Genomic DNA, 22,239 nt, shown 5'->3' with positions numbered 1-22,239 from the left:
TGTGTCAGGTGTTTATAAAAGGTTTAATCTGTGATTTTAGTGTTCCTATTTTGGTTTTTGTTATATTAATCATTATGTTACAGGTTTTCTATGTGTAATGCTTTTTTTACGGTAAGTGTGTGCTTACAAATGTCATTATTATTTTGAAAACAATTTATTTAAATTTGATGAAAAAGGTACAAGTTTTTGGGGGGAATTTACTCGGTTTTGTAGTCTGATTTGTAACTCAAGTGTAATTCGTGCTGTTTTAAAAATAGCCAAACAGTTTTTGGGAGGGCATTTTTGACGGAACTTTTTCAGATAGGCTAAAACTTAGCCTATCTCTTGATGTGTACATACTAATTTTGTATAGCTTTTAAACGGCGCTGTTTAAGCTGCGCTTGAATCTCTTTACCCTGATACCCTTCGTGGATGATCTGTTGCACATCTATGTTGCTAGTTGCTAAAAAATTCAATCTAAGTTTGTCACAAAGCGCCTGTAAATTATCACTTACCTTGCTACAAATATAACAAAAGCGTGTTAGTTTCTCCGGTCTACGCCAAGCATCTAAATTTTGTAAAATTTCTAGCCAGTCATCAGGTTTTTTATTTTTTTTCTCGATTTTGGGGAGATTTAGGAGTAGCTCTTTGGTGCTTTCAATATAGTTATTGGGTACTTTGAGCGACTTTGCATCGGCTAATTGCGCAATGCTAGTTCCTGAAAAGTGCAGAGCAAGACAAAATTGCGCCAACTGATCTTGTGTTTTGTCACCCTTGAATTGTGTAAGCGCTGCCTGATATTGCTCGTGTATCGAGTTGTTCCATTTTGGTATATAAGGCGCAACATTAGCTAACGCCCCCAATGTTGCAATGGTGGATAAAAAGTGGCCAAACCCACGGTCATCTAACGTTTTTTCTATTTCTAGCCAAATCCGCTCTTTGGTTAAGGTCTGTAACTCGCCTTCTATTACCATACGCTTCATAAGTTGCCACGTCTCATCAGCAATGGTGAAGCCATAATCTTGATATCTAGCTGCAAACCGAGCAACACGTAGCACTCGTAAAGGATCTTCGCTAAATGCCGCACTAACATGGCGCAAAACTCTGTTTGTGATATCTTGCTGGCCGCCAAATGGGTCGATAAGCGTACCATCTGTATCTTTTGCGATAGCATTGACCGTAAGGTCACGACGGAGCAAGTCTTCTTCCAAGGTAGTTTGCGGGCCAAAGTCACATATAAATCCAGTGTAACCTTGTCCACTTTTTCGCTCGGTTCGTGCGAGTGCATGTTCATCTTTTGAGACAGGGTGTAAGAATACGGGAAAGTCACTCCCAACTTGTTGGTATCCCAGCTTATTCATTTCAGCGATAGTGCTACCAACAACAACGTAATCTCTTTCTTTTATTGGTCGACCAAGCAACTCATCTCTGACCGCACCACCAACAAGGTAGGTTTTCATTTGTTATACACCATTTTCTGTGATTCGAGGTTTTATCTTGAATCGGATTTTGCCATTATAGACACCATCATAACAATAAAGAGACAAGTCGTGTATTTACGCTATTTTGGGTTAACAGAAAAACCCTTCTCGATCGCACCAAATCCTGAATTTTTATTTTTGAGCGAACGTCACAAGGAAGCACTTGCCCATTTAACTTATGGGTTGGGTGATGCCGGTGGATTTGTACTGTTAACTGGAGAGGTAGGAACAGGCAAAACGACCGTTACCCGCAGTATGCTTGCCCAGCTACCTGAGTCTACGCAAGTGGCTTTCATTTTGAACCCTTCATTATCAGAACTTGAACTGCTGGCTACTATTTGTGATGAACTTGATATTGAGTATGAAGCAAATAATGCGACCTTAAAGTCACTGACAGATGTCATCAAGCACAGATTGCTACAAAACCATCAAAGCGGTGGTCATACTATGCTGATTATCGACGAAGCTCAGCACCTTGCACCAGAAGTACTCGAGCAGCTTAGGTTATTAACAAATCTAGAAACTGACCACAAAAAGCTATTACAGATTGTACTTGTTGGTCAGCCTGAATTGCAGCAGTTACTACAACGTAATGAATTAAGGCAGTTGGCACAGCGGATCACGGCTCGTTATCATCTACTGCCATTAACCGAGTCTCAAGTGTTTGCTTATATTCAGCACCGCTTGCAAAAAGCAGGATGTCAACAGGCGTTATTTCACCACGATGCGGTTGCCTATATGCACCAAGTAACAGCGGGGATCCCAAGGCTGATTAATTTATTAGCTGATAGGTGCCTGTTAGGTGCTTACTCCGCTTCACAAACTCAAGTCACCAAAGCAATTACAATTCAAGCCGCAAAAGAAGCATTGCCAACTAACCTAGTGCCATCAACGGATAAAGTAACCAACCGAGCCCCGTTATTGTTTACAGCATGGTTAGGTATGTTGTTTGTTGCAGGTTTTGGTTTGGCAAAATTGGTATAGAGGGAAGTATGTCTTATTTAACGAGCGCAATGAAGCAATCGCAACAAGGCAGCGATGTCGAGCAAGATTATTTAAACCAAAAACAAGGAGCGCAGCTGATGTTGTATAAGCGCCTTGTCACATACGCTGGGTTTAGTCTTTTATCATTAGCGTCACTTGGTGCGGGCTACTTTGTTGGTCAGACAACCAATAGTGCAAACATGCCAGAGAATATTGCTTCTAGCAACGCTCAGCCACAAACCAACAATATGGCTACGTTGTCAGATAAACCAGTGTTAGCAGAGCAAGCACAAGACAGTGATACGATACAAGTTAATCGTACTGAGGTTGCTTTAGACGTGGTCGCAGACGCAGCCTCGGCTGAGGTCGCGCCAGCCCCTACTCAAGTTTCTCCAAGCATAACTTCTGATAAGCATTTTCAGTGGGTGTCAGTGCAAATTGGCGTCGATAATCAAGGCCAACCGGTATATCAGCAGCAACTAGTCCCTGTAGATGCGCTAACGGCTGCACCGCAAATAGTTCAACCCAAAGCTCTTGAAACTGTCAGGCAAGACGACGCCCCTGGTGAGATACAAACTGAAGGCGAATATGCAGGTTATCGAGTATTCGGCTCAGAGCCCAAGGCGCAAAGCGCTGACTTAGCAGGTGTGTCTGAAGAGCTTAAAAAAGCGTTCGCACAGGCTGTCAAAGAGACTGAGCTTCGGGATGAAGCTGCTGTGCTGTCGACAACCAAAGAATCTGCATCAGTGACCCCCATAAGCTTATTGCCCACACAATTGCAAAATAGTATTCCAAGCCTTCGTTATCAAGCGCATATTTATGCGACTGACGTACAAGAAAGGTGGATTAAAATAAATAACAGGCCGCTTTATGAGGGAGATAGTTTGGGGGCGTTGACCGTTTTGGAAATAACCCCAGAGCAAACTCGCTTTGATTTCGATGGTATCGAGTTTAGCTTGGAGGCGATGGAAGATTGGCTGCCTTAGTGTTAAGGCAGCATTGAGTGCCGAAAAAACCTGATGAGATCAAGTTTAAATTCTTCTGGTTTGACGGCCGACTCTAACTCATCACTGACTTTTTTGGCATTTAAGTCGATATCCTGTACTTCGATGTAATGCATGTACTTAGCATGATAGAACACCTTAACAGTAGGCTTTAAAGGAGCATTAGGGTTACTTTGAGCAATAACCCCAACTTTACCACTGGTTAGCTTAACTAAAGTACCAACAGGGTACACACCAACACAACCTATGAAACGGTTGAGTAAAACCTCGTCAAAGTGGTGCGGGCATCCTTCTCGCATCAATTTAAAAGCGCGGATAGGGGTCATCCCTTCCTTATAAACTCGTTCAGCAGTCAAGGCATCATACACATCTATGATGGCTGCCATTCTAACATGTTGAGGCAATTCATCAGCGGCTTTACCGTATGGGTATCCCGAGCCGTCCAAGCGTTCATGGTGATACCCTGCAATTTCGCAGGCGATTTTGCCAAGCCCTGCGTTAAGTAGGATGTCAAAGCTGTACTTTGCGTGAGATTTCATGATGTGATATTCATCCAAACTCAGCTTATCTGGCTTGTTTAATATTTCATCTGGCACTTCAATTTTGCCAATATCATGCAAAAGGGCACCAGTTGTCATTTCTTCGGTTTGTGAACGAGAGTATCCCAAATGCTTACAAAATATAGCCATCAAAATAGAAACGTTTATAGAGTGTTCTAACAGATACGCATCTTTTTCCCTGATCCGAGCAATACACGCTAAGGCATCCTGATTACGGAACACTGAATCGATAAAGTGATTGGCGGTCGCTTTAAAGGCGTCTACTTCAATCGCCCTTCCTGCTCTGATATCTTCAAATGCTTTGCTTTGTATCGCTTTGGCTTCGTCATACAATTTCACAGCTTGTTTCATTTCAGCTTCAACGCTACATTTTGTATGCCAAGGATCATGTGAACATACTTGAGGAGCGATAATACGGTTATCTTGTGCAGGTTCGTCATGAGGCGCATGGTCACTTAGTCGTTTACTGGGATCAACAGACACTTCCAAAACGCCACTTCTTTGCAGTTTATCAATGCTGGTTTGGGTTTTCACCCAACCTTTTGTTTTGATTGCCACAGAGCCTGTCTGTTTAGTCACGTCGACAACAAACATGCCTGGCTCTAACTCATTGATATTAATATTTATCTCTGGCATGGTGATTCCTATGGTCTACTCTTTAAAGGTAGCAAAACTTATCCAAATAGGAAGAGAAAAAGATAAATGTGATTGATTTTCGCCCAGCAAAATCGCATCCTTAAAAAAACAATATGGAGCTTACTTTATGCGCTTATCCACTCTGGCTTTGAGTCTTATGACGACGTTGTCTTGGCATGCTGATGCTAGCTTAAAGCAGCAAGTTGCTGAGGCAATGCCGACACTTGAATCCTTATATTTGCATTTGCATCAACACCCAGAGCTGTCTTACAAAGAAGAAAAAACAGCGTACCGCCTTGCTAAAGAGATGCGTGCCTTAGGCTTTGATGTGACAGAAAATATCGGTGGTTTTGGGGTTGTTGGTTTATTGAGTAACGGTGAAGGGCCAACGGTAATGATACGAGCTGACACCGATGCTTTGCCAATAGTTGAAGAGACTGGAAAAGCATACGCATCAAAAATAAAAGTAAAAGATGAGGCTGGTCAAACGGTTGGGGTGATGCATGGCTGTGGCCATGATATTCATATGACAAGCTTGATAGGCACAGCGCAGCAGCTCATGCTCAATAGAGATAAGTGGCAAGGGACGCTGATGTTAGTCGCTCAGCCCGCAGAAGAGGTCGGAGGCGGAGCAAAAGCCATGTTAAAAGCAGGCTTATATGATGATTTTGCCACTCCAGATCATGTCTTAGCATTGCATGTGAGTGCCAGTCTTGCCGCGGGCAAAGTGGCCATTGCACCAGGATACGCATTAGCAAATGTGGACTCGGTTGACATTATTGTTAAAGGAAAAGGAGGGCATGGTGCCTATCCGCATACAACAGTGGATCCTATTGTGTTAGCTTCTCGCATTGTACTGGGTTTGCAAACCATTACCTCTCGGGAAGTATCTCCTCTAGAGCCTTCTGTGATCACAGTAGGCTCTATTCACGGTGGTGCCAAACATAATATCATTTCAAATGAAGTTAAGTTACAGCTTACATTACGCTCTTATAATCCAGATGTTCGTAACCAGCAAATAGCTGCAATAAAACGTCTTACGGCTGGTGTGGCTCACAGCGCTGGTTTAACTGACGAATTGTTACCTGAAGTGATTGTACATGACAGCGAAAGTATTCCGTCTACGTATAATAACCCGGAGTTAGCGAAATTTGTGACGGCGGCGATTAAGCAGGAAATTGGTGCAGAAAATGTCGATTTATCTCAGCCGGTAATGGCAGGCGAGGACTTTGGATTGTTTGGCCGTACAGATGAGAATATACCCATCACCATTTTTTGGCTAGGCGGTGTGAATCAAGCGGTATTCGATGCTGCGCAAAAAAGTGGTGAGCCTTTACCTTCTTTGCACTCTAGTAAATTTGCTCCAGACTATCCTATCGCCATTGCCACAGGCGTTCGGGCAATGACCAATAGTGCACTGGCTTTGTTTTCGCAAAAATAAAACTACTTCCTGCATACTAAAAAGGTAGCCTTAGCTACCTTTTTTGGTCTATTGCAAACAACTTAAACACTGCAGCAAGGGATAACAGCTGCTAGAGAACAAGCTGTAGTTAGTCGTTGCTTGTCGCTGCAAGCATTAGCTCTCGATTACGTTCAAGCTTGGCTAACATCATTTCAGCTACAGGCTTGAATTTAGCTAGCTCAACTTGCGGGAGAGGCTCTGATTTTGGTAATTTCACAGTCCTAGGATTACGGTGAACACCATTTACCAAGAATTCATAATGCAAATGTGGTCCGGTGACTCGTCCTGTTGCGCCTACAGTACCAATTTTTTGGCCTTGCTTTACTTTCTGGCCTGTTTTTACTGCGCGCTTATTCAGGTGGAGGTATTTTGTTACGTATTTACTACCGTGTTGAATGAATACGTAGTTACCATTGAGTCTATTATAACCAGACTTTAGTACCTTACCATTACCCGCTGAGACAACCGGTGTACCAACACGTGCAGCGTAGTCTATGCCATTATGAGAAGATACTCTGCCTGTTACAGGGTGGAGGCGGCGAGGATTGAAGCTCGAGCTAATGTACTTGAAGTTTACAGGCGCTCTTAAGAAGGCTTTTTTCATGCTGCGCCCTTCAGCGGTATAGAATTCGTCATCAGTATGGCGAACAGCACTATAGCGTTCGCCCTGATTGATAAACTCCGCGGCAATTATTTTACCGTTACCTATCTCTTCACCATCCACATAGTGTTTTTCAAATACCAGAGCGAAAGAATCGCCCTTGCGAATGTCGTTTGCAAAATCGACATCCCAACCAAAAATATCAGCGAAGTTCATTATCTGGCGTTCGCTAAGCCCCGCTGAGATACCCGCGCTCCAAAAACTAGAATTGATTTTACCACCCGCTGATTTTTCACGTGTTTCAATTTCTTTGCTTTCGATTTTTGTTTCGTAGCTCCCCTCGCCGTTTAGCGTAACCAGCAAGGTATCAGTTTTAGATAAAATGTATTTTAATTGCGCTAATTCACCACTTTCATTGCTGGCAAAGCTAAGCACTTCACCTGGGTGTATTTTAGTCAGCTTTCGAGTTTCGGCGTTGGTATTGACCAGATTATGTAACGTTTGAGCCGAATAACCAGCACGTTTAAAAATAACAGCGAGACTGTCACCAGTCTTTACTTTGTGATCTTTAAATTCAAATTCAGGCTGTTGAGATACAGATTCAGGTGCGACGGCTGGTGCTGCATCTAATTCAGTAAGTTGCTCTGTTTTTTCAGATATTTTTACCGGTAACTCATAACGTTTTCCAACTTCTAAGGCTTTTTCGTCATTATCTTTAGAAGCGGTTGCTTTTTCAGAAGGGATCAGGGCAATTCCGACCATCGCAGATAGGAAGCCGATGATGAGCACTTTGTGCTTTTTGGGGAGCTTATGAACAACGTGAACCATAATGCGCCTTTTCTGCTGTCAAGAATTATTGTTGATAATATTGCAGGATATACGTAATAAACCCGTAATACCAGCGTTTTGTGCATTTAAACTCGGATAAATATAGGCTAGAATCGGTCGATTACAAGTTATAGCTGTTGGAGTGAGAATTGTGGATTTAGAAACTGCATTTGCAGAGATTAGCCGTGGTGCAGAAGAAATTCTGCTACAAGATGAATTAAAGGAAAAGTTGAAGTCAGGTAAAAAACTGCGTATCAAAGCAGGTTTCGATCCAACGGCACCTGATTTGCACTTGGGTCACACAGTGCTAATTAATAAAATGAAAACCTTTCAAGACTTAGGTCATGAGGTTATTTTCTTGATTGGTGATTTTACGGGGATGATTGGCGACCCAACTGGCAAAAATGTCACTCGAAAACCACTAACACGCGAAGATGTATTGGCAAATGCAGAAACTTACAAAGAGCAGGTATTCAAGATCCTTGACCCTGCGAAAACCACAGTAGCATTCAACTCTGAATGGATGGAGAAGCTGGGTACCGCGGGTATGATCAAACTAGCTGCGCGTCAAACAGTCGCTCGTATGCTTGAACGTGATGACTTCAAAAAGCGTTATGCAAATGGTCAAGCAATCGCAATTCATGAGTTTTTGTATCCACTGGTACAAGGTTGGGATTCTGTTGCGTTAGAAGCAGATGTTGAGCTTGGCGGCACCGATCAGCGCTTCAATCTACTTATGGGTCGTGAGTTACAAAAAGATGAAGGTCAAAAGCCACAAACAGTACTCATGATGCCGTTATTGGAAGGGACTGATGGCGTTCAGAAAATGTCGAAGTCATTGGGTAATTACATCGGTATTACGGATGCGCCAAATGATATGTTTGGTAAAGTAATGTCGATTTCTGATGACTTAATGTGGCGTTACTATGAGTTGCTAAGCGCTAAGACGTTGGATGAAATTACTGCACTGAAAGAAGAAGTGGCTGGTGGTCGTAACCCTCGTGACATTAAAATTGAATTTGCAAAAGAAATGATTGCGCGATTCCATAGTGAAGCAGACGCTGAAGCGGCACATCAAGATTTTATCAAGCGTTTCCAAAAAAATGCCTTACCTGATGAGATCCCAGAGGTCACAATTACCATTGAAGGTGAAAGCACGTTTATCACTAACTTATTGAAAGAGGCTGGTTTAGTCGCAAGTACTTCAGAGGCAATGCGAATGATTAAGCAAGGCGCGGTGAAGTTAAATGGTGAAGACAAAATAACGGATACGAAATTAGAAGTTGCTAAAGGTTCTTGCGAGATCTACCAAGTTGGTAAGCGTAAGTTTGCTAAAGTAACTGTGAACTAAAATAGTTTATCCATTTGCGAAGAGAAAAGGTCAGTATATTACTGGCCTTTTTTGTATTTGTTTTTAGCTCTACAGCATCAAGCTGGCAAAGTTAGTCATTACGTATAGCAGTGTCGTCGTCGCAATAAATAGCCAGCGCATTTGATTGAGCAGTCCGAGTAGGTGCTGAATATGATCAGCTGTCGGTTGCGATTTGGCACCTATACGCATTACCTCAACGCGAGCACCAAAATAAAAGCGTGGCCCCGCAAGCTGAGTTTGTAAATTTGCCGCAAAAAAGCTCAGTGCCCAACCTGAGTTAGTTTGATTAAAGTGGCGACCATAGTATTTAATATAGTGCCAAGTTTGTTTTGGCCTGCGCAACAACGAAAAGCAGACCACTAATAATCGGATAGGCACAAATTCAATCAGCCATATTGCGCGGCTAAGATTTGCCATAAAGCGGTTTGTCGGCTGCATAATCTGACGCCAGGCATGATCACATAGCAAAAGCAGCTTATAAAAAAGTGTGACGTATGGGCCTGCAATTAGATAAAGCAGTGCAACAACAAAAAAATGGCGCAGAGTATTCAAAGCCGTGCTATCGATAGCCGCTTTACAAATTCCCAGATCCGTCAGTCTCTCGACATCCCGTGCTACTATCCCTTGTAACACCGCTCGTGCTGTCACCTTTTGTTTTGATTTAATGAGCGCAGCAATACGTTTAGCGCGGTTTTCATGGCTAATATCCAAACATAAAAATAACACGAGGCCACCAAGCCAGTTGGGATAAAAAGCAAAACTCACGATGGCATAAGTCAATACAGTGATAGTTAATGTAGGGAGTAAAGCTCCGAGTGTACCGGACAACAGTTGATAACTCGGCGGTGCTTTAGCGCGGTATACTTTGTTGGCAACCGCCTTAAAAATAAGGCTGAGAATAAGGTTTGGATGATAAATAGTGGATAGCCTGATCCCGAGGCTGGCAAAAACAGCAACTAAAAAAATGATCAGGCCCTCATGGACCTGAAGCAAGTTCTCTAGCACTAAAGCGTAACCTTATCTAGCTTGGTAAGTAGTGCCATCACCATTTTTGAAGAGTTCACAGAAGCGACTTCTAAATATTCTTCGAATGACTGCGGTGATTCTTTGCCGGCTATATCCGATAACGAGCGGATCACTACAAATGGTGTATCTAAAGAATGGCAAGCCTGTGCAATAGCTGCCCCTTCCATTTCTACAGCAAGCATCGTTGGGAAGTCTGCACGAGCTTTATCAATACGAACAGGATCGCACATAAATGAGTCACCAGTACAGATAAGGCCAACCATAGTTTGAATACCTTCAAGTTCACTAACGCTCTGCTTCGCAGCTTCAACTAGCTTAGCATGTGAAGTGAAAGCAGCAGGCATTTGTGGTACTTGGCCTATTTCGTAACCGAATGCCGTTACGTCAACGTCATGGTGGCGAACTTCGCTTGAAATGACGACATCCCCTACGTTGAGTGAGGGTTCAAAGCCCCCAGCAGATCCCGTATTAATTACGCAATCTGGTGTAAAGTTATCGATAAGCAGAGTTGTTGCAACCGTTGCTGCTACTTTACCAATACCTGACTGTACCAGCGTCACATCGTGTCCTGCCAGTTTACCGGTATAAAAAGTAAAGCCACCTTTGGTCAATGTTTGCGGGTTTTCCATAGTGTTACGCAAAATGGTAACTTCTTGCTCCATTGCGCCAATAATGCCTACTTTCATGAAAAGATTCCTAATTTGTAGTGGGGAAACCCCAATTTCAACGTTATTTTTATTATACGAAAGGGGGGAAGATAGGTAAAACAAAAAACGGGCTAGTGCCCGTTTTGCTAAATTTCAGCCAATTGGGTGGATTGTGCCTTTGCTTGTGAAGGAGATAATACCGCGGGTTTGTATGTGCGGTTTCTGGTTTTCTTCGGCATTTCCACTTTTTGTCCTAACTTGAACAAGATAGCAGCTCTGACTTCTGCGCTTTGGTAGCCGCTTTTGATCTTCATACGAATGTGCGGAATACCAGCTGACTCTAACGCGCCACTGACAAACCAATCCTTTTGCGCTTTGTGGCCGTTTTTATTGGCGTTATTAACCAAGTCAACAGCGGCAACAATTTTCAGTGTTTCTTTATCTACAAGCACGTAATCAAGCTGCTTGTTTTTTGCTTTAGTCACTGCGGCACGGCGTGCTTTTTGTGAAATACCAGGTTTACATTCAATTACATCAATTAGCTTTATCCGACTTACAATTTTATACTTATCGCCAACAGCACGTTCTAGTAAATGCAGAAACGACGCTTCGACAGTAGTAAAAACAGACTCTTTGCGGTTGAACGGATAAGGATTGCCACCCACATCGGTGTACTTAGAAGCGACAATGGAAGCAACGACCACTAGAGCCAAGATAGCAAGTAACGCAAATTCCATAAAAAACTCCAAATCAAAAAAATGACATCTGTGTTTTTATAAGCAATAGCTGTGCCAGAAAAGAGTCGAAATTCGTAGGTGATAAATATTTGGGCGGTGAGCAAGTCACTGAGGATAAGCCGGTATGGTGTCTTTCTGCTGATTTATGTGGCATAACATACATTGTATTAGCGCTATGTCGCTCAAATACATGATAAATTACTGTAAAACCAACCCGACTTTTAAAAATTAACGTACCTTAATTAGGTGTTTTTTATTAAGTTTCTGTACATCGCTAAGTCATGTAGGGTTGTCGTTTTTTTCAGTTATGTTTTGAGAATATTATTTGGCGACAAAGTTACTTTTCAAGAAGTTCGATTCAACATACATACAATTATCAAAAAGTAAATAAAGTGTACGATAATAAGAAAGGATATTTATATGATAAAGCGTAAAGCAGTTGCTAAAATAGGGTTATTGATTTCCGCAATTTCTGTGCATTGGTCAGTACAAGCTGATGACAAGTTAGCTATGATTTTAAACAACCTAGAGCCAAGTTTATTTGCGCCAAGCATAGTATCGACGAATCAATTTGAGTACGGCTCTAGTTTGTCTCCAGATGGTAAAAAGTTTGCGTTTGTTAGAGCGTTAGCCCAATTTTCACACAGTGCTCTAGTCATTTCTCATAAACAAGGGGGGGCTTGGCAAACCCCAACATTACTTCCTTTTAGTGGCGAATTTCACGATACTAATCCGTACTTCTCCAAAGACAGTAACACATTTTATTTTACTTCCAGAAGGCCGGTAGATAATGTGGAAAATGGCACCTTTCAGATGTGGCAAGTCAGCTATGATGGTGATAAATTTGGCCAACCCGAGTTAGTGCCTGGCAAAATTAACGGAGATCATACTGTGATCTACCCAACTGTACACACTAATAAAGATATCTACTTCTCATCTATTATAAAAGGAACAACGGGCAGCGTAGACCTTTTCCTTTCTAAGTACCACCCCGATGGATATCAAGCGCCAATTGAGATTTCAGAGCTCAATTCCACAGCAAGTGATGCTGACCCTGAGGTTTCAACGGACGGAAAACTACTATTTTTCACGTCAATGAGACCGGGGGGCTTTGGTCACTACGATTTACATGTATCGGTTAAACAAAAAGAGGGTAAGTGGGGAAAACCGATAAATCTAGGCGATAAAATCAATTCGCGCCGTATGGACTCAGATCCGATTCTATCAGCTGATGGTAATACTTTGTTTTTCTCAAGTGATAAAAACCCAGATGTGAAAGCTGTAAACAATTATGATGAATTGCTTCAGCGACAGGGAAGGATCCATAATGGCCTTATGAATATTTATAGCGTTGATATAACTGAGTTAAACCAATACCTTCGCGAGAAAGGCTAATTTGTTAGCGCAATTGCAGGAAAATGCTAAGCGCTACAAGCGCTAGGCTGCCGTGTCTTAGAACTGCGCTGCCTAGCACCATTATACCAACTCGCCTCGATACTTGCTCAACTTGAAGGAGCGAATCTGACGCTAACAGCGTTAAAAATTTCTTATTTTAGAACAACTAAATAAGAAGTTTTTGACTTGCCGACAGGGATTTAGGGACTTCAGCGACAGCAGGACGCGGTAGCGGTATTGGCTCGCATTATTTGTCTTCTTTAAGTACGTAGATCTCACCATCAAAACTGCCTTGAATGGTTAACCCTTGCTCCGCAAGCTCTTTTAAATATTCGATATGGTCTTGGGTGATATGTTGACCTGGTACTAAAAGTGGAATACCGGGAGGGTAGGGCGTGACTAACCCAGCACAAATGCGATTATTGCTTTTGCTAATGGGCACCGATTCACGCTCACCGTAGAAGGCATCACTTGGAATACAAGCTAAGTCTATAGCTGGTAAGTTTTCAGGTAAGCGGGCGCGTCGAGTTGATTTAGACAATTTTACCTTACCGCTGTCTAGTTTCTTCAAAGCATTATACAGTCGAATGATCTTCGAGCGTGTGCCTCCCAAGGTGAGCAACACTAAAATGGTACTGTGGGTGTATTTCTCAATCTCCAGCCCAATTTCATCTAACAAAAATTTATGAATATCTTTTAGAGAGTAAGGAAGCTCACTGATATCAATAAGAATTTTTAGTGGATCATGGCCCATGTTATCACCACTAAAATGTGGGAATATATTCATAAAGTCTGCTTTATCGAGTACTTTGATGTGCTTAAGAGAGGCCATCTGCTGCTTGAATTCTGCAACATGGTTTAATAGTGCATTGAGTAACTTGTAGCCTTCCATTTCTAATTGCTTTTGGCATACATCAAGCGATGCAATAAGCTGATATTTGGGTGAGGTACTTGCGTAAATACTGTAAATCTCGCGGAAAAAGTCAGCATCAAAATCAGGATCGTTAATATGAATATAAGATGCCTGAGAAAATGCAGATACCACTTTATGTGCTGAATGAGTGACATAGTCAGCACCAGCATGAATGGCGGAATACTGACGCAAGCTCGGATGAAACAAAGAATAAGCGAACCAAGCTTCATCAATAAATACTTTAATATCATGCTGGTGCGCAAATTCTACAACTTGTTTTAAATCACTGAGCAAACCATCATAGGTACAGCCTGTGAGCACCAATAGTTTTGCATCGGTATTGTGTTCAATTGCCTGTTTAATATCGGTCAAAGAGGGCGGTGCGAATATGCCATATTTTGGGTTTAAAATACTCGATAAATAAATAGGGTAACTAGCAGATTGCAAAATGCCATAATGCACTGACTTATGGCAGTTGCGATCTATTATCACTTTATCGCCTTTGCGAAGCAGGGTTTGTAAGATAATTTTATTTGAAGTAGAAGAGCCTTGGTCACAAAGTAAGTGCGTTTGACTTCGAACGTTGCAGCAGCCGACTCTTGAGCACGGCCAATGGTGTTGGTGCTATCGGATAATGAACCCAATGAATCTACCGATACTGATAAATCACCAACAAATACATTGCGGCCATAAAATTGATAAAAATCTTTGATATATGGGGAGTTTCTAAAGCTGGAACCTCCGCTATGTCCCGGGGTGTGCCATGAGTCGTTTGCTTCGCCGACATAACTTCGATATGCCGTCCAGAATGGGGTCTCAGCTCTGTCATCAAAGTCGTTGATCATGTAGCCTAGAATGGCTTCTGGATCTGAGATTACTTCATCTTTGAAAAAGAAAGATTCTATATCTTCAGTTCCGTTTACTATCTCTAATCCTTTGGTGTCATCGCCAATAACGTATACCGGTAGCTCGAGTCGAATGCTTTTCAGTTGCTCGATAAAATGACTATAAACTTGTTCGCCATTTTTATTGTTGGCATCCCAACTGAGCACCACGGCCTGAATATCTCCATCTTCCGTCACGTGTTCTAAGGCTTTTGCAAGCTCGAGGCATTCAATAATATCAATATGCACATCCTCACGCTCAAAGTTAGGGATAGTTTTTGATAGATTAGTTGAAAGCGCTTGCAATACAGCAGGCTCATGCTCTATCAATAAGATACGAAGGACAGGTGACATAGTGAGATCCACATTCAAGTTTAGAAGTTGCCATAAGCATAAAGAAAGCGCAAAGATTTGTGAAATTAATACTTTGCAAATGTTTTAGAAATTGTAAAGCGGATGTAGGGGGCGATGTTACATCGCGATTTAGTAAAAGCTCTCTGCGTAAAGAGGATCCCACCAGAGGTCATGTATCGCGTCTAGGAGATACTTTACGCAGCGATCTGTGTTTCCTGATCCCTTGGATAATTTTACGAAACAACAAATTCACGGTAACCACCATAAATAAAAGTTGTGCTTATGCCAAAACAAAGGTTAATTATCAGTCTTTTCTTTGAACTCACATAAGTCTTCAATAATACAGCTGCCACACTTGGGTTTACGGGCGGTACATACGTATCGACCGTGAAGAATAAGCCAATGGTGGACATCGACTTTAAACTCTTTGGGAACGACCTTCTCTAGCTTTTGCTCTACAGCAACGACATCTTTACCCATTGCGAACTTGGTGCGGTTGGAGACGCGGAAGATATGGGTGTCTACGGCAATAGTTGGCCAGCCGATTACCGTATGGTAGTGGTAGACATACCGCTTCAAGTGGCTCATGTGTGCCAATAGCAGACTTCTATATACTAGTTTTTGAAGTATAAACAGACCTTTTTGCCGTCAATATCTTTGATGGTAAACGGTATCTCATAGATAGATTCCATAATATCTGCTTTGACAACGTCATCTACTTTGCCTGCACTTACCACTTCACCTTTTTTCATCGCGACAATATTGTCGGAATAGCTTGCGGCAAAGTTAATATCATGGATAACGATAACAACAGCTTTATCAAGCTCTGCGGCTAAACGGTGTAATGTCTGCATTATTTCAACAGAGTGTTTGATATCTAGGTTGTTTAACGGCTCATCTAAAAATATATAGTCAGTGTCTTGCGCCACAACCATCGCAATAAATGCCATTTGGCGTTGACCGCCACTGAGTTCATCTAGATATCTGTCTTTGATGTAGGTGATATCTAACTCGTTTAACGCGTTATCAATGATAGTATTGTCACTGTCGGTTAAACGACCTTGTGAATGTGGAAAACGGCCAAAGGAGACAAGCTCTCTCACCGTAAAGCGCATATTGATATTATTAGATTGCCTTAATACCGCTAAGTGCTTGGCAAGCTCTTTACTACCCCATTGGGCTAGTAGTTTATCACCAATCAGCACTTCACCAGCGTCACTTTCTGTTAAACGACTAGCCATCGACAATAAGGTGCTTTTTCCCGCACCGTTAGGCCCAATAATGGCGGTTACTTCACCTTTAGGAAATAACGCATCTGCGTTATTTACAACAAAAGTATCACCGTATTTTTTTGATAATCCTGTTAACTTAATCACAACTGTCTCGGAATTTAATTAATCTTATTGCGAAGGAGTAACCACATAAAATAACTACCACCCACCAAATTGATAATAACGCTAATCGTAGTTTGGAAGGTCAGCACCTTTTCAACAAACCATTGCCCAGATACTAAAAGTAATACCGCCAATAAACTACTCGCAACAATTAGAAAACTGTGCTCAAAGCGCTTAAATAGCTCACGGGTCAAACTTACCGTGATTAAGCCAAAAAACAGCACAGGGCCAACAAGGGCTGTCGCTATTGCCACCATAACGGTGATGACTATCATTATCTGCTTGGTGAGTCGTTTTGTATTTATGCCAAGGCTTGTTGCATTGTCTTGCCCTAGCCATAATACATCGAGTTTCCTCGCTGAAAAAAACAGGTAGGCAAAACAAAGTATCAGTGGAATCGTACTCCAGTAGACCAACTCTGCATTGATATTATTAAAGCTGGCGAACATGGCGCGTTGAATAACTGCAAACTCGTTTGGATCAACTAACATGGTTAAAAATCCTGTCAGGCTGTTAAATAAGCTGCCACAGACTACGCCTATTAATAACAAAGTGAATATATTGCTACTACCACGCTTAAAGTAAAAATGAAATAAAGTGAGTGAGAATCCAATCATTACGGCTGTTGATAGTAAGAAATTTGGTATGGCTTCTATCACCAATACACTCGCCACACCAAATATCACAACAATTATGACTTGCACCAATAAATACAAGCTATCAAAGCCTAAAATTGAAGGGGTAAGAATTCTGTTATTGGTAATGGTTTGGAACACCAAAGATGAAGCCGAAATTGCCATAGCAGCTAACACAATTGCCAGCACTTTCGGTAAACGAAGTGTTAAGAAAAATTGATAATTGTCAGCGTTTAGTCCTTGCCCAATAAACCAAGCAATACTTGTAAAACATGCCAATAGTAAAATGGCGACTTTTATCCAATCACGCATTGGCTTTATCCTTAACAACCAGATAAATAAATACCACGCCACCAAAGATACTAATGATCATCGAAATTGGCATTTCATACGGAAAAATGATCAGTCTGCCTAGAATGTCGCAACTCAATACTAAAATGACGCCCCAATAGGCAGTCCAAGGCAGGATTTTTTTCATGTTATCGCCCATAAATAGCGAAACAATATTTGGTACGATCAGCCCTAAAAAGGGAATAACACCGACAATCATCACAACACTTGCCGTGCTAATCGCGATAAGCACAACACCGATAAACACAACCTTTTGATAATCGAGACCAATATTTTTAGCAAAGCTATGGCCGATGCTCGCGGCGCTAAACTGACTAGCGTAGTAATAAGCCAAAATACAGGCAGGCACAGCTAAAAACAAAATTTCATAGTTACCCTGTAAAACACTGGCAAAGTTAGCAACACTCCATGAAGACATGGTTTGTACAAGGTCGTGTTTATAAGCAAGAAAAGTGGTTAGAGCAGAGATAACATTGCCGTACATAATGCCGATAAGCGGTACGAGTACAACATTTTTGAATTGAATTTGCTGTAAAAAACGTACAAATAGCAAAGTGCCAAAAACAGCAAAGCCAAAAATAACCGCTAGATATGACCACTGAGATGCTTGCTGTAAAAGAATTAAACCAACAACATAACCTAGCAGTGCACAATCGATGGTGCCCGTTGTTGAAGGGGATGCAAAACGGTTTTGCATGATTTGCTGCATCACTAAGCCCGCGATACTTAAGCCAGCACCTGCTAGCACAATGGCAATAAGCCTTGGTAAGCGTGAAATCACATAAATATCATAAGCGTGCTCGTCACCAGAAAACAAACCTGTAAATGACACATCAGCAGCACCTAACAGGAGTGATGTAAGCGCTAAGGTAAAAAATAAACTGGCAGCAACTAGCTGCTGTTTAGTGATCATAAAATGAGATACTCTGTAAACACGACCCCTCCACTGTTTTTTATGCAGTGAAGGGCTTTGTTGAACGGTTAATTTGTCATTAAAAAACAAATTTAGTTAAGGACTCTACCCAACTAGAGTAGTGCCTTTTCAGCATCTGCCACCATCAACTCAGTAGCCGTAATACCACCTGTTGAAATATACCAAGCGTTAGAGTCGATAAATATAAGTCGGCTGTTTTTCGCCGCAGGCGTACCATTAACTAGCGGGTTATTAAACAGTGTTTGCGCCTTTCCTGAGCTTCTGCCAATAGCTTGCTCTCTATCCATAACAAACATAACATCGGGTTTTGCATCGGCAATGTACTCAAATGAAATCAAACTGCCGTGATTACCTTTAATCGGTGCGATATTTTCACTGGTTGATTGTGCGAAGCTAAATTCATCAAATATCAGAGAAAAACGACTACCTTTATTGAACATCGCAAGGTTATTACCATTATTCATTATCATCAGTGCGTTAAGTTGTTGCTCTGTAACTTGTTTTCCTAGCTTATCAATCTTTACTTGAACTTGGTGTATCAAACGTTCAATTTCAGCTTCTTTATCAAACAGCTTACCTAACATTCGCCAATTTTTTTGTGCGTCTTGCCAATAGTTACCGCTGTCGATATAAAACATTACCGTTGGTGCGATTTGTTTAATATCGTCATAAATTTTAAGCATACGATTTTCTGCAATAATCACATCTGGTTTTAGCGTGAAAATTGCCTCAAAGTCAGGCTCCGCAGTTGTCCCCGTATTTTGAGTATAGTATTCGTAGTCGGCTAAATACTTCGGTAGCAGTGAGTGTGGCGCACCTACAGGTTTTATTCCTAATCGGTCTAGTACATCTAAGCTAGCATTACCCAATACAACTACGCGTTTAGGAATATCGTTAAATGTAGCGGTACCTTTTAAGTGTTTAACCGTAATTTCTTTGGCAGACACTATATTTGTGGAAAGTGCGACAACCGCTAAAAAAGATAAAAATAATTGGAGAAAATTTTTCATAAATACTGTTTTCATAAATAAAATTTCACATCGGTGTTGGTCAGTTTACTTCTCTTGTTGCTGAATTCTTAACACTTGTGCTTGGGTACAGCTTGCGAGCATTTCATAGGCTTTAGCCACAACGTCACTACCTTGAACAAAAGGGTGCGGTTGATCTTTGCTACGCTCAGCCATTAGCTTGAGTTTTTCTCTGGAGCCATCTCTAGTTGGGTGATTTGACAAAAAGACATCGACTCCTTGCGCCTTGGTTATGTTACCAAAACGGGAGGCTGCATCAGTGTAAGATTGAATACGTGCCAAATCTGGGCCGTAGTTTAGTCCTGTACCTCCCCAAAGGCTGATCATGTGTTTTTTACCATTATCAAATACTGGGAAAATAAGCGAAATGGTGCCTGGTGTATGACCTGGTGTTTCATAAACCTGCACTTGAGTATCACCAAGTGAAATTGTTTCACCATCTTTTACGGTAATATCGCGCTTAGGCATAGGCCCCCAACGCGGGCTAAAAACGGTTAATTTATTGTTTTCCATGCGTGACCACGCAACATCACTCATCACTACTTTGGTTTTATAATTGCCTACAAAGTGTGCTTGACCGCCATAGTGATCGCCGTGCTCATGGCTGATGATTAAATACTTGGTATCTGCTGGATTAAGGCCTAATGCAAGCATACCTTTTTCAATGTACTCTTTGGCTTGCCTTACCGTATTAAGTGCATCGATCAGAATTAAACCGTCACTAGTTTCAATTACCCAGCTAGAAACACCACCAGTACCGACGTAGTAAAGATTATCAAACACCTTAGTAGCAGGGATCCCTGACGAGCGTGACTTGCCACTTTTTTTCTTTTTAGCTGAAGTGCTATTGCGTTTACGCTTTGATAAATCGCGAATTTCAGATTCGATGTCACACAAATTGGTTAAACCTGGAAATAGCTCCGCATGTGCCATACCTTTTTTTGCAAAGTACTGAGCTGACTTAGCTGTTTTCTCTTCTGCTTGAACGTCAAGAGGTAGCGCGGTTGCGCTAGCTAGAGAGAGAAACAAGAACAATATGTTTTTCATGTTAATCTAATTTAACCTCTGGCTGACTAAAATGATGCCACAACTGATAACCATAGGCGGCGGCCATCTTCTTTATAACCGTATTCTTCCGCAGTAACTTCCTTATCAAATAAGTTATAAACGCCTGTAGATAGTGTGAACATGTCGTTTATTTGCCAGTTTACGCCGATATCCATATAAGTTAATGACTTCGCAACGGTTGAACGTGAACCGATTGTAATTGGTTGACTGTCTTTACCACGGTAAGTCACTTTTGCCCAGGTACTGAATGACTCACTTACCTGCCAGTTTGCTCCTGCGTTTGTCAAGTGCATTGGGACTTGTGTTAATGGCTGACCTTTATTGTCACCCGACTTTTGTTCTGAGTCACTGTAAGTATAGGCAGCATTAAGAGATAGCGAATCTGTGATATCAGTATTAATCGACGCCTCTACACCCGATACTGTCGCTTCATCAAGGTTCTCATATTGACGGCCCGTTGGGCCGCCACATTTTTCTACAGGACATGTTGTTAAGTTAGTTTTGTCTTCAAAGTCGTTATAGAACGCGGTTACTTGCGCAACTAAATTATTGTCGCCAGTGTAATAAATACCAAGTTCGTTGTTTGATGAGGTTTCTGGCTTTAAATCTGGGTTACCATAAATATCACCACCACGGCTCTCTTGCACCCACTCAGGTGTCATCGCGCGAATTTTCGGTGCACTGTAGCCCGTTGATACACCACCTTTTAACACCCAGTTATCCGAAAGTGACCAAACACCGTATAGACGATAGCTAACGTGTGAATCAAAGATTTCGTTATCGTCATAGCGAAGACCAAAAGTAATAGCTAAATCGTCTTTGGCTTGCCACTCATTGTCAGCAAATAATGCCCATTGGTAATTAGAAATTTGAGTCGCTTCTGCGCCGTTACCAAAATCTTCTAAGTCTTCACTTTCGTACGAAACACCCGCAACTATGGCATTTTGGTCAAACGTAGTAGACCACTGTGAGTTAAACACTAAATTTTCAATCGTAATTTCACGGCCTACGTTTTCAACAGTTTCTTGTTGAACAAAGCTTGTACCTGTCGCCCACTCGTAATTACCATTGTGAGAAAGTGAGAAGGACTCTCGGTTACTGTTTCTTTCGGACTCTCTACGAGCAGACTCTACAGACTTACTTTCTGTTGTATAACGTTTCTGATCTTGCTTTGCGTAATCAAGGGTGAAACGATCTGACTTAGTTGGCATAAAGTGTAATTCAGCGCGGTAGTTTTCCATTTCTTTACCACCATAGCCGTCAATAATTTTATCTTCATCACGCTCTTGTGTCATTGCTGTAAATGATCCCGATAGCAGGTCTTTTACGATAGGCATAGCAAGATATACTTGTGCTTGTTTTTCATCGCCTGCATCACTGTCTTCTTGAACAATCGTTTCTAAACGAACACTTCCTTGAAATTTTTCAAAGTCTTTACGGGTGATAATGTTAATTACACCACCAATGGCACCAGAACCATAAAGTGTGGCCATTGGTCCACGCACAACTTCGATACGCTCTATAGCGTCAAGTGGTGGCAACCAATCTTGCTCCCAGCCAGCACCACTGCCACTTGGCTGCGTTTCTCGGCCTGATTGCTTTTTGCCATCAACTAAAATAGCTGTGTACTGTCCGTTCATGCCACGTAATGAAACGTCTTCACTCGCGCCACCGCGAGTAAGAGTAACACCAGGAACATCGCGCAAAGCATCGGTTAGATCTTTATAAAAGCCTTTTTCAATATCAGTTCGATCAATTACGCTAATTGACGCGGCCGCTTGAGACAAATATTGTTCACGACCAGCAGCAGTAACAACGATAGTTTCCATTTCGTCAGTGTTAGCTGTGTTTGTATCATCTGCCTGAGCATTCGCGTGAAGTGTAAATGCAGAGCAAAGGCTAAGCGTTGCAAGTGTGCTAGCCAATTTGCTTAAAGAAAAAGGTTTGGTCTGTGTCATTTGGAGAA

General features: G+C 41.8%; 17 protein-coding genes and 2 pseudogenes. 5 read left to right on the top strand and 14 right to left on the bottom strand.

Going from position 1 to position 22,239, the window contains the following annotated elements:
- Positions 1-338: 338 nt before the first annotated feature.
- A complete protein-coding gene (locus tag J8Z24_RS13590) occupies positions 339-1,439 on the bottom strand; it encodes a tRNA nucleotidyltransferase/poly(A) polymerase-related protein (protein ID WP_252094862.1) in 1,101 nt (366 codons plus the stop codon).
- Positions 1,440-1,529: 90 nt separating this feature from the next.
- Here J8Z24_RS13590 and J8Z24_RS13585 point away from each other — a divergent pair, with 90 nt between their 5' ends.
- Both J8Z24_RS13585 and J8Z24_RS13580 read left to right on the top strand, forming a co-directional pair.
- Positions 1,530-2,444, top strand: coding sequence for an ExeA family protein (locus tag J8Z24_RS13585; RefSeq protein WP_125253242.1), 915 nt, complete (start codon positions 1,530-1,532; stop codon positions 2,442-2,444).
- Between the two features lie 8 nt (positions 2,445-2,452).
- Entirely contained in the window at positions 2,453-3,430 is a 978-nt protein-coding gene (locus tag J8Z24_RS13580) for a general secretion pathway protein GspB (RefSeq protein ID WP_252094861.1), read from the top strand.
- A 2-nt stretch (positions 3,431-3,432) separates the two neighbouring features.
- Here J8Z24_RS13580 and J8Z24_RS13575 read toward each other — a convergent pair whose 3' ends face one another.
- Positions 3,433-4,644 carry a cyclic di-GMP phosphodiesterase gene (locus tag J8Z24_RS13575; RefSeq protein ID WP_252094860.1) on the bottom strand — a complete coding sequence of 404 codons (1,212 nt, stop codon included), beginning with the start codon at positions 4,642-4,644 and terminating at the stop codon, positions 3,433-3,435.
- A gap of 127 nt (positions 4,645-4,771) precedes the next feature.
- Here J8Z24_RS13575 and J8Z24_RS13570 point away from each other — a divergent pair, with 127 nt between their 5' ends.
- Complete coding sequence (locus J8Z24_RS13570) at positions 4,772-6,085, top strand: M20 metallopeptidase family protein (RefSeq protein WP_252094859.1); 1,314 nt, start codon at positions 4,772-4,774, stop codon at positions 6,083-6,085.
- A gap of 109 nt (positions 6,086-6,194) precedes the next feature.
- On the opposite strand, the gene J8Z24_RS13565 is transcribed toward J8Z24_RS13570, so the two are convergent.
- Positions 6,195-7,535, bottom strand: coding sequence for a peptidoglycan DD-metalloendopeptidase family protein (locus J8Z24_RS13565; RefSeq protein WP_147390414.1), 1,341 nt, complete (start codon positions 7,533-7,535; stop codon positions 6,195-6,197).
- 151 nt (positions 7,536-7,686) lie between these two features.
- On the opposite strand from J8Z24_RS13565, the gene tyrS reads away from it, so the two are divergent.
- Positions 7,687-8,886 carry a tyrosine--tRNA ligase gene (gene tyrS / locus J8Z24_RS13560; protein WP_252094858.1) on the top strand — a complete coding sequence of 400 codons (1,200 nt, stop codon included), beginning with the start codon at positions 7,687-7,689 and terminating at the stop codon, positions 8,884-8,886.
- Between the two features lie 69 nt (positions 8,887-8,955).
- Here the strand turns inward: tyrS and J8Z24_RS13555 are convergent, their stop codons facing one another.
- The 3 genes from J8Z24_RS13555 to J8Z24_RS13545 all read right to left on the bottom strand — a co-directional run bounded on the left by J8Z24_RS13555 (position 8,956) and on the right by J8Z24_RS13545 (position 11,317).
- Complete coding sequence (locus J8Z24_RS13555) at positions 8,956-9,912, bottom strand: cobalamin biosynthesis protein CobD/CbiB (protein ID WP_252094857.1); 957 nt, start codon at positions 9,910-9,912, stop codon at positions 8,956-8,958.
- A complete protein-coding gene (gene mtnN / locus J8Z24_RS13550; RefSeq protein ID WP_125251562.1) occupies positions 9,912-10,619 on the bottom strand; it encodes a 5'-methylthioadenosine/S-adenosylhomocysteine nucleosidase in 708 nt (235 codons plus the stop codon). The genes J8Z24_RS13555 and mtnN overlap by 1 nt, the downstream gene beginning before the upstream one ends.
- A gap of 107 nt (positions 10,620-10,726) precedes the next feature.
- Positions 10,727-11,317: a DUF2726 domain-containing protein gene (locus J8Z24_RS13545; RefSeq protein ID WP_125251563.1), complete on the bottom strand. Its 591-nt coding sequence runs from the start codon at positions 11,315-11,317 to the stop codon at positions 10,727-10,729.
- Positions 11,318-11,737: 420 nt separating this feature from the next.
- Between J8Z24_RS13545 and J8Z24_RS13540 the strand changes: the two genes are divergently transcribed.
- Complete coding sequence (locus tag J8Z24_RS13540; RefSeq protein ID WP_252094856.1) at positions 11,738-12,712, top strand: hypothetical protein; 975 nt, start codon at positions 11,738-11,740, stop codon at positions 12,710-12,712.
- A 247-nt stretch (positions 12,713-12,959) separates the two neighbouring features.
- Here J8Z24_RS13540 and J8Z24_RS13535 read toward each other — a convergent pair.
- The 8 genes and pseudogenes from J8Z24_RS13535 to J8Z24_RS13500 form a co-directional block, all read right to left on the bottom strand.
- Positions 12,960-14,863 (bottom strand): annotated as a pseudogene (locus J8Z24_RS13535) (aminotransferase class V-fold PLP-dependent enzyme).
- 297 nt (positions 14,864-15,160) lie between these two features.
- Positions 15,161-15,418: pseudogene (locus J8Z24_RS13530) on the bottom strand (iron-sulfur binding domain-containing protein); the annotation flags it as partial.
- A gap of 59 nt (positions 15,419-15,477) precedes the next feature.
- Positions 15,478-16,239 (bottom strand): iron ABC transporter ATP-binding protein, encoded by a 762-nt coding sequence (locus tag J8Z24_RS13525; protein WP_252094855.1) that lies wholly within the window; start codon positions 16,237-16,239, stop codon positions 15,478-15,480.
- 14 nt (positions 16,240-16,253) lie between these two features.
- Positions 16,254-17,204 (bottom strand): iron chelate uptake ABC transporter family permease subunit, encoded by a 951-nt coding sequence (locus tag J8Z24_RS13520; protein ID WP_252094854.1) that lies wholly within the window; start codon positions 17,202-17,204, stop codon positions 16,254-16,256.
- Positions 17,197-18,156: an ABC transporter permease gene (locus J8Z24_RS13515; protein WP_252094853.1), complete on the bottom strand. Its 960-nt coding sequence runs from the start codon at positions 18,154-18,156 to the stop codon at positions 17,197-17,199. The genes J8Z24_RS13520 and J8Z24_RS13515 overlap by 8 nt, the downstream gene beginning before the upstream one ends.
- Before the next feature lie 113 nt (positions 18,157-18,269).
- Positions 18,270-19,187, bottom strand: a complete 918-nt coding sequence (locus tag J8Z24_RS13510; RefSeq protein WP_252094852.1) for a siderophore ABC transporter substrate-binding protein — start codon at positions 19,185-19,187, stop codon at positions 18,270-18,272.
- 45 nt (positions 19,188-19,232) lie between these two features.
- Positions 19,233-20,252 carry an MBL fold metallo-hydrolase gene (locus J8Z24_RS13505; RefSeq protein WP_252094850.1) on the bottom strand — a complete coding sequence of 340 codons (1,020 nt, stop codon included), beginning with the start codon at positions 20,250-20,252 and terminating at the stop codon, positions 19,233-19,235.
- A gap of 26 nt (positions 20,253-20,278) precedes the next feature.
- The gene (locus J8Z24_RS13500; RefSeq protein WP_252094849.1) at positions 20,279-22,231 is read right to left on the bottom strand and encodes a TonB-dependent receptor domain-containing protein; all 1,953 of its coding nucleotides are present in this window, start codon (positions 22,229-22,231) and stop codon (positions 20,279-20,281) included.
- Between the last annotated feature and the right edge of the window lie 8 nt (positions 22,232-22,239).

The sequence above is a fragment of the Pseudoalteromonas sp. SCSIO 43201 genome, from assembly GCF_023716725.1.
GTDB classification, from domain to species: Bacteria; Pseudomonadota; Gammaproteobacteria; order Enterobacterales; family Alteromonadaceae; genus Pseudoalteromonas; species Pseudoalteromonas peptidolytica.
Note: the sequence above shows the minus strand (reverse complement) of the source record. Positions and strands in the feature narration are given on the sequence as shown.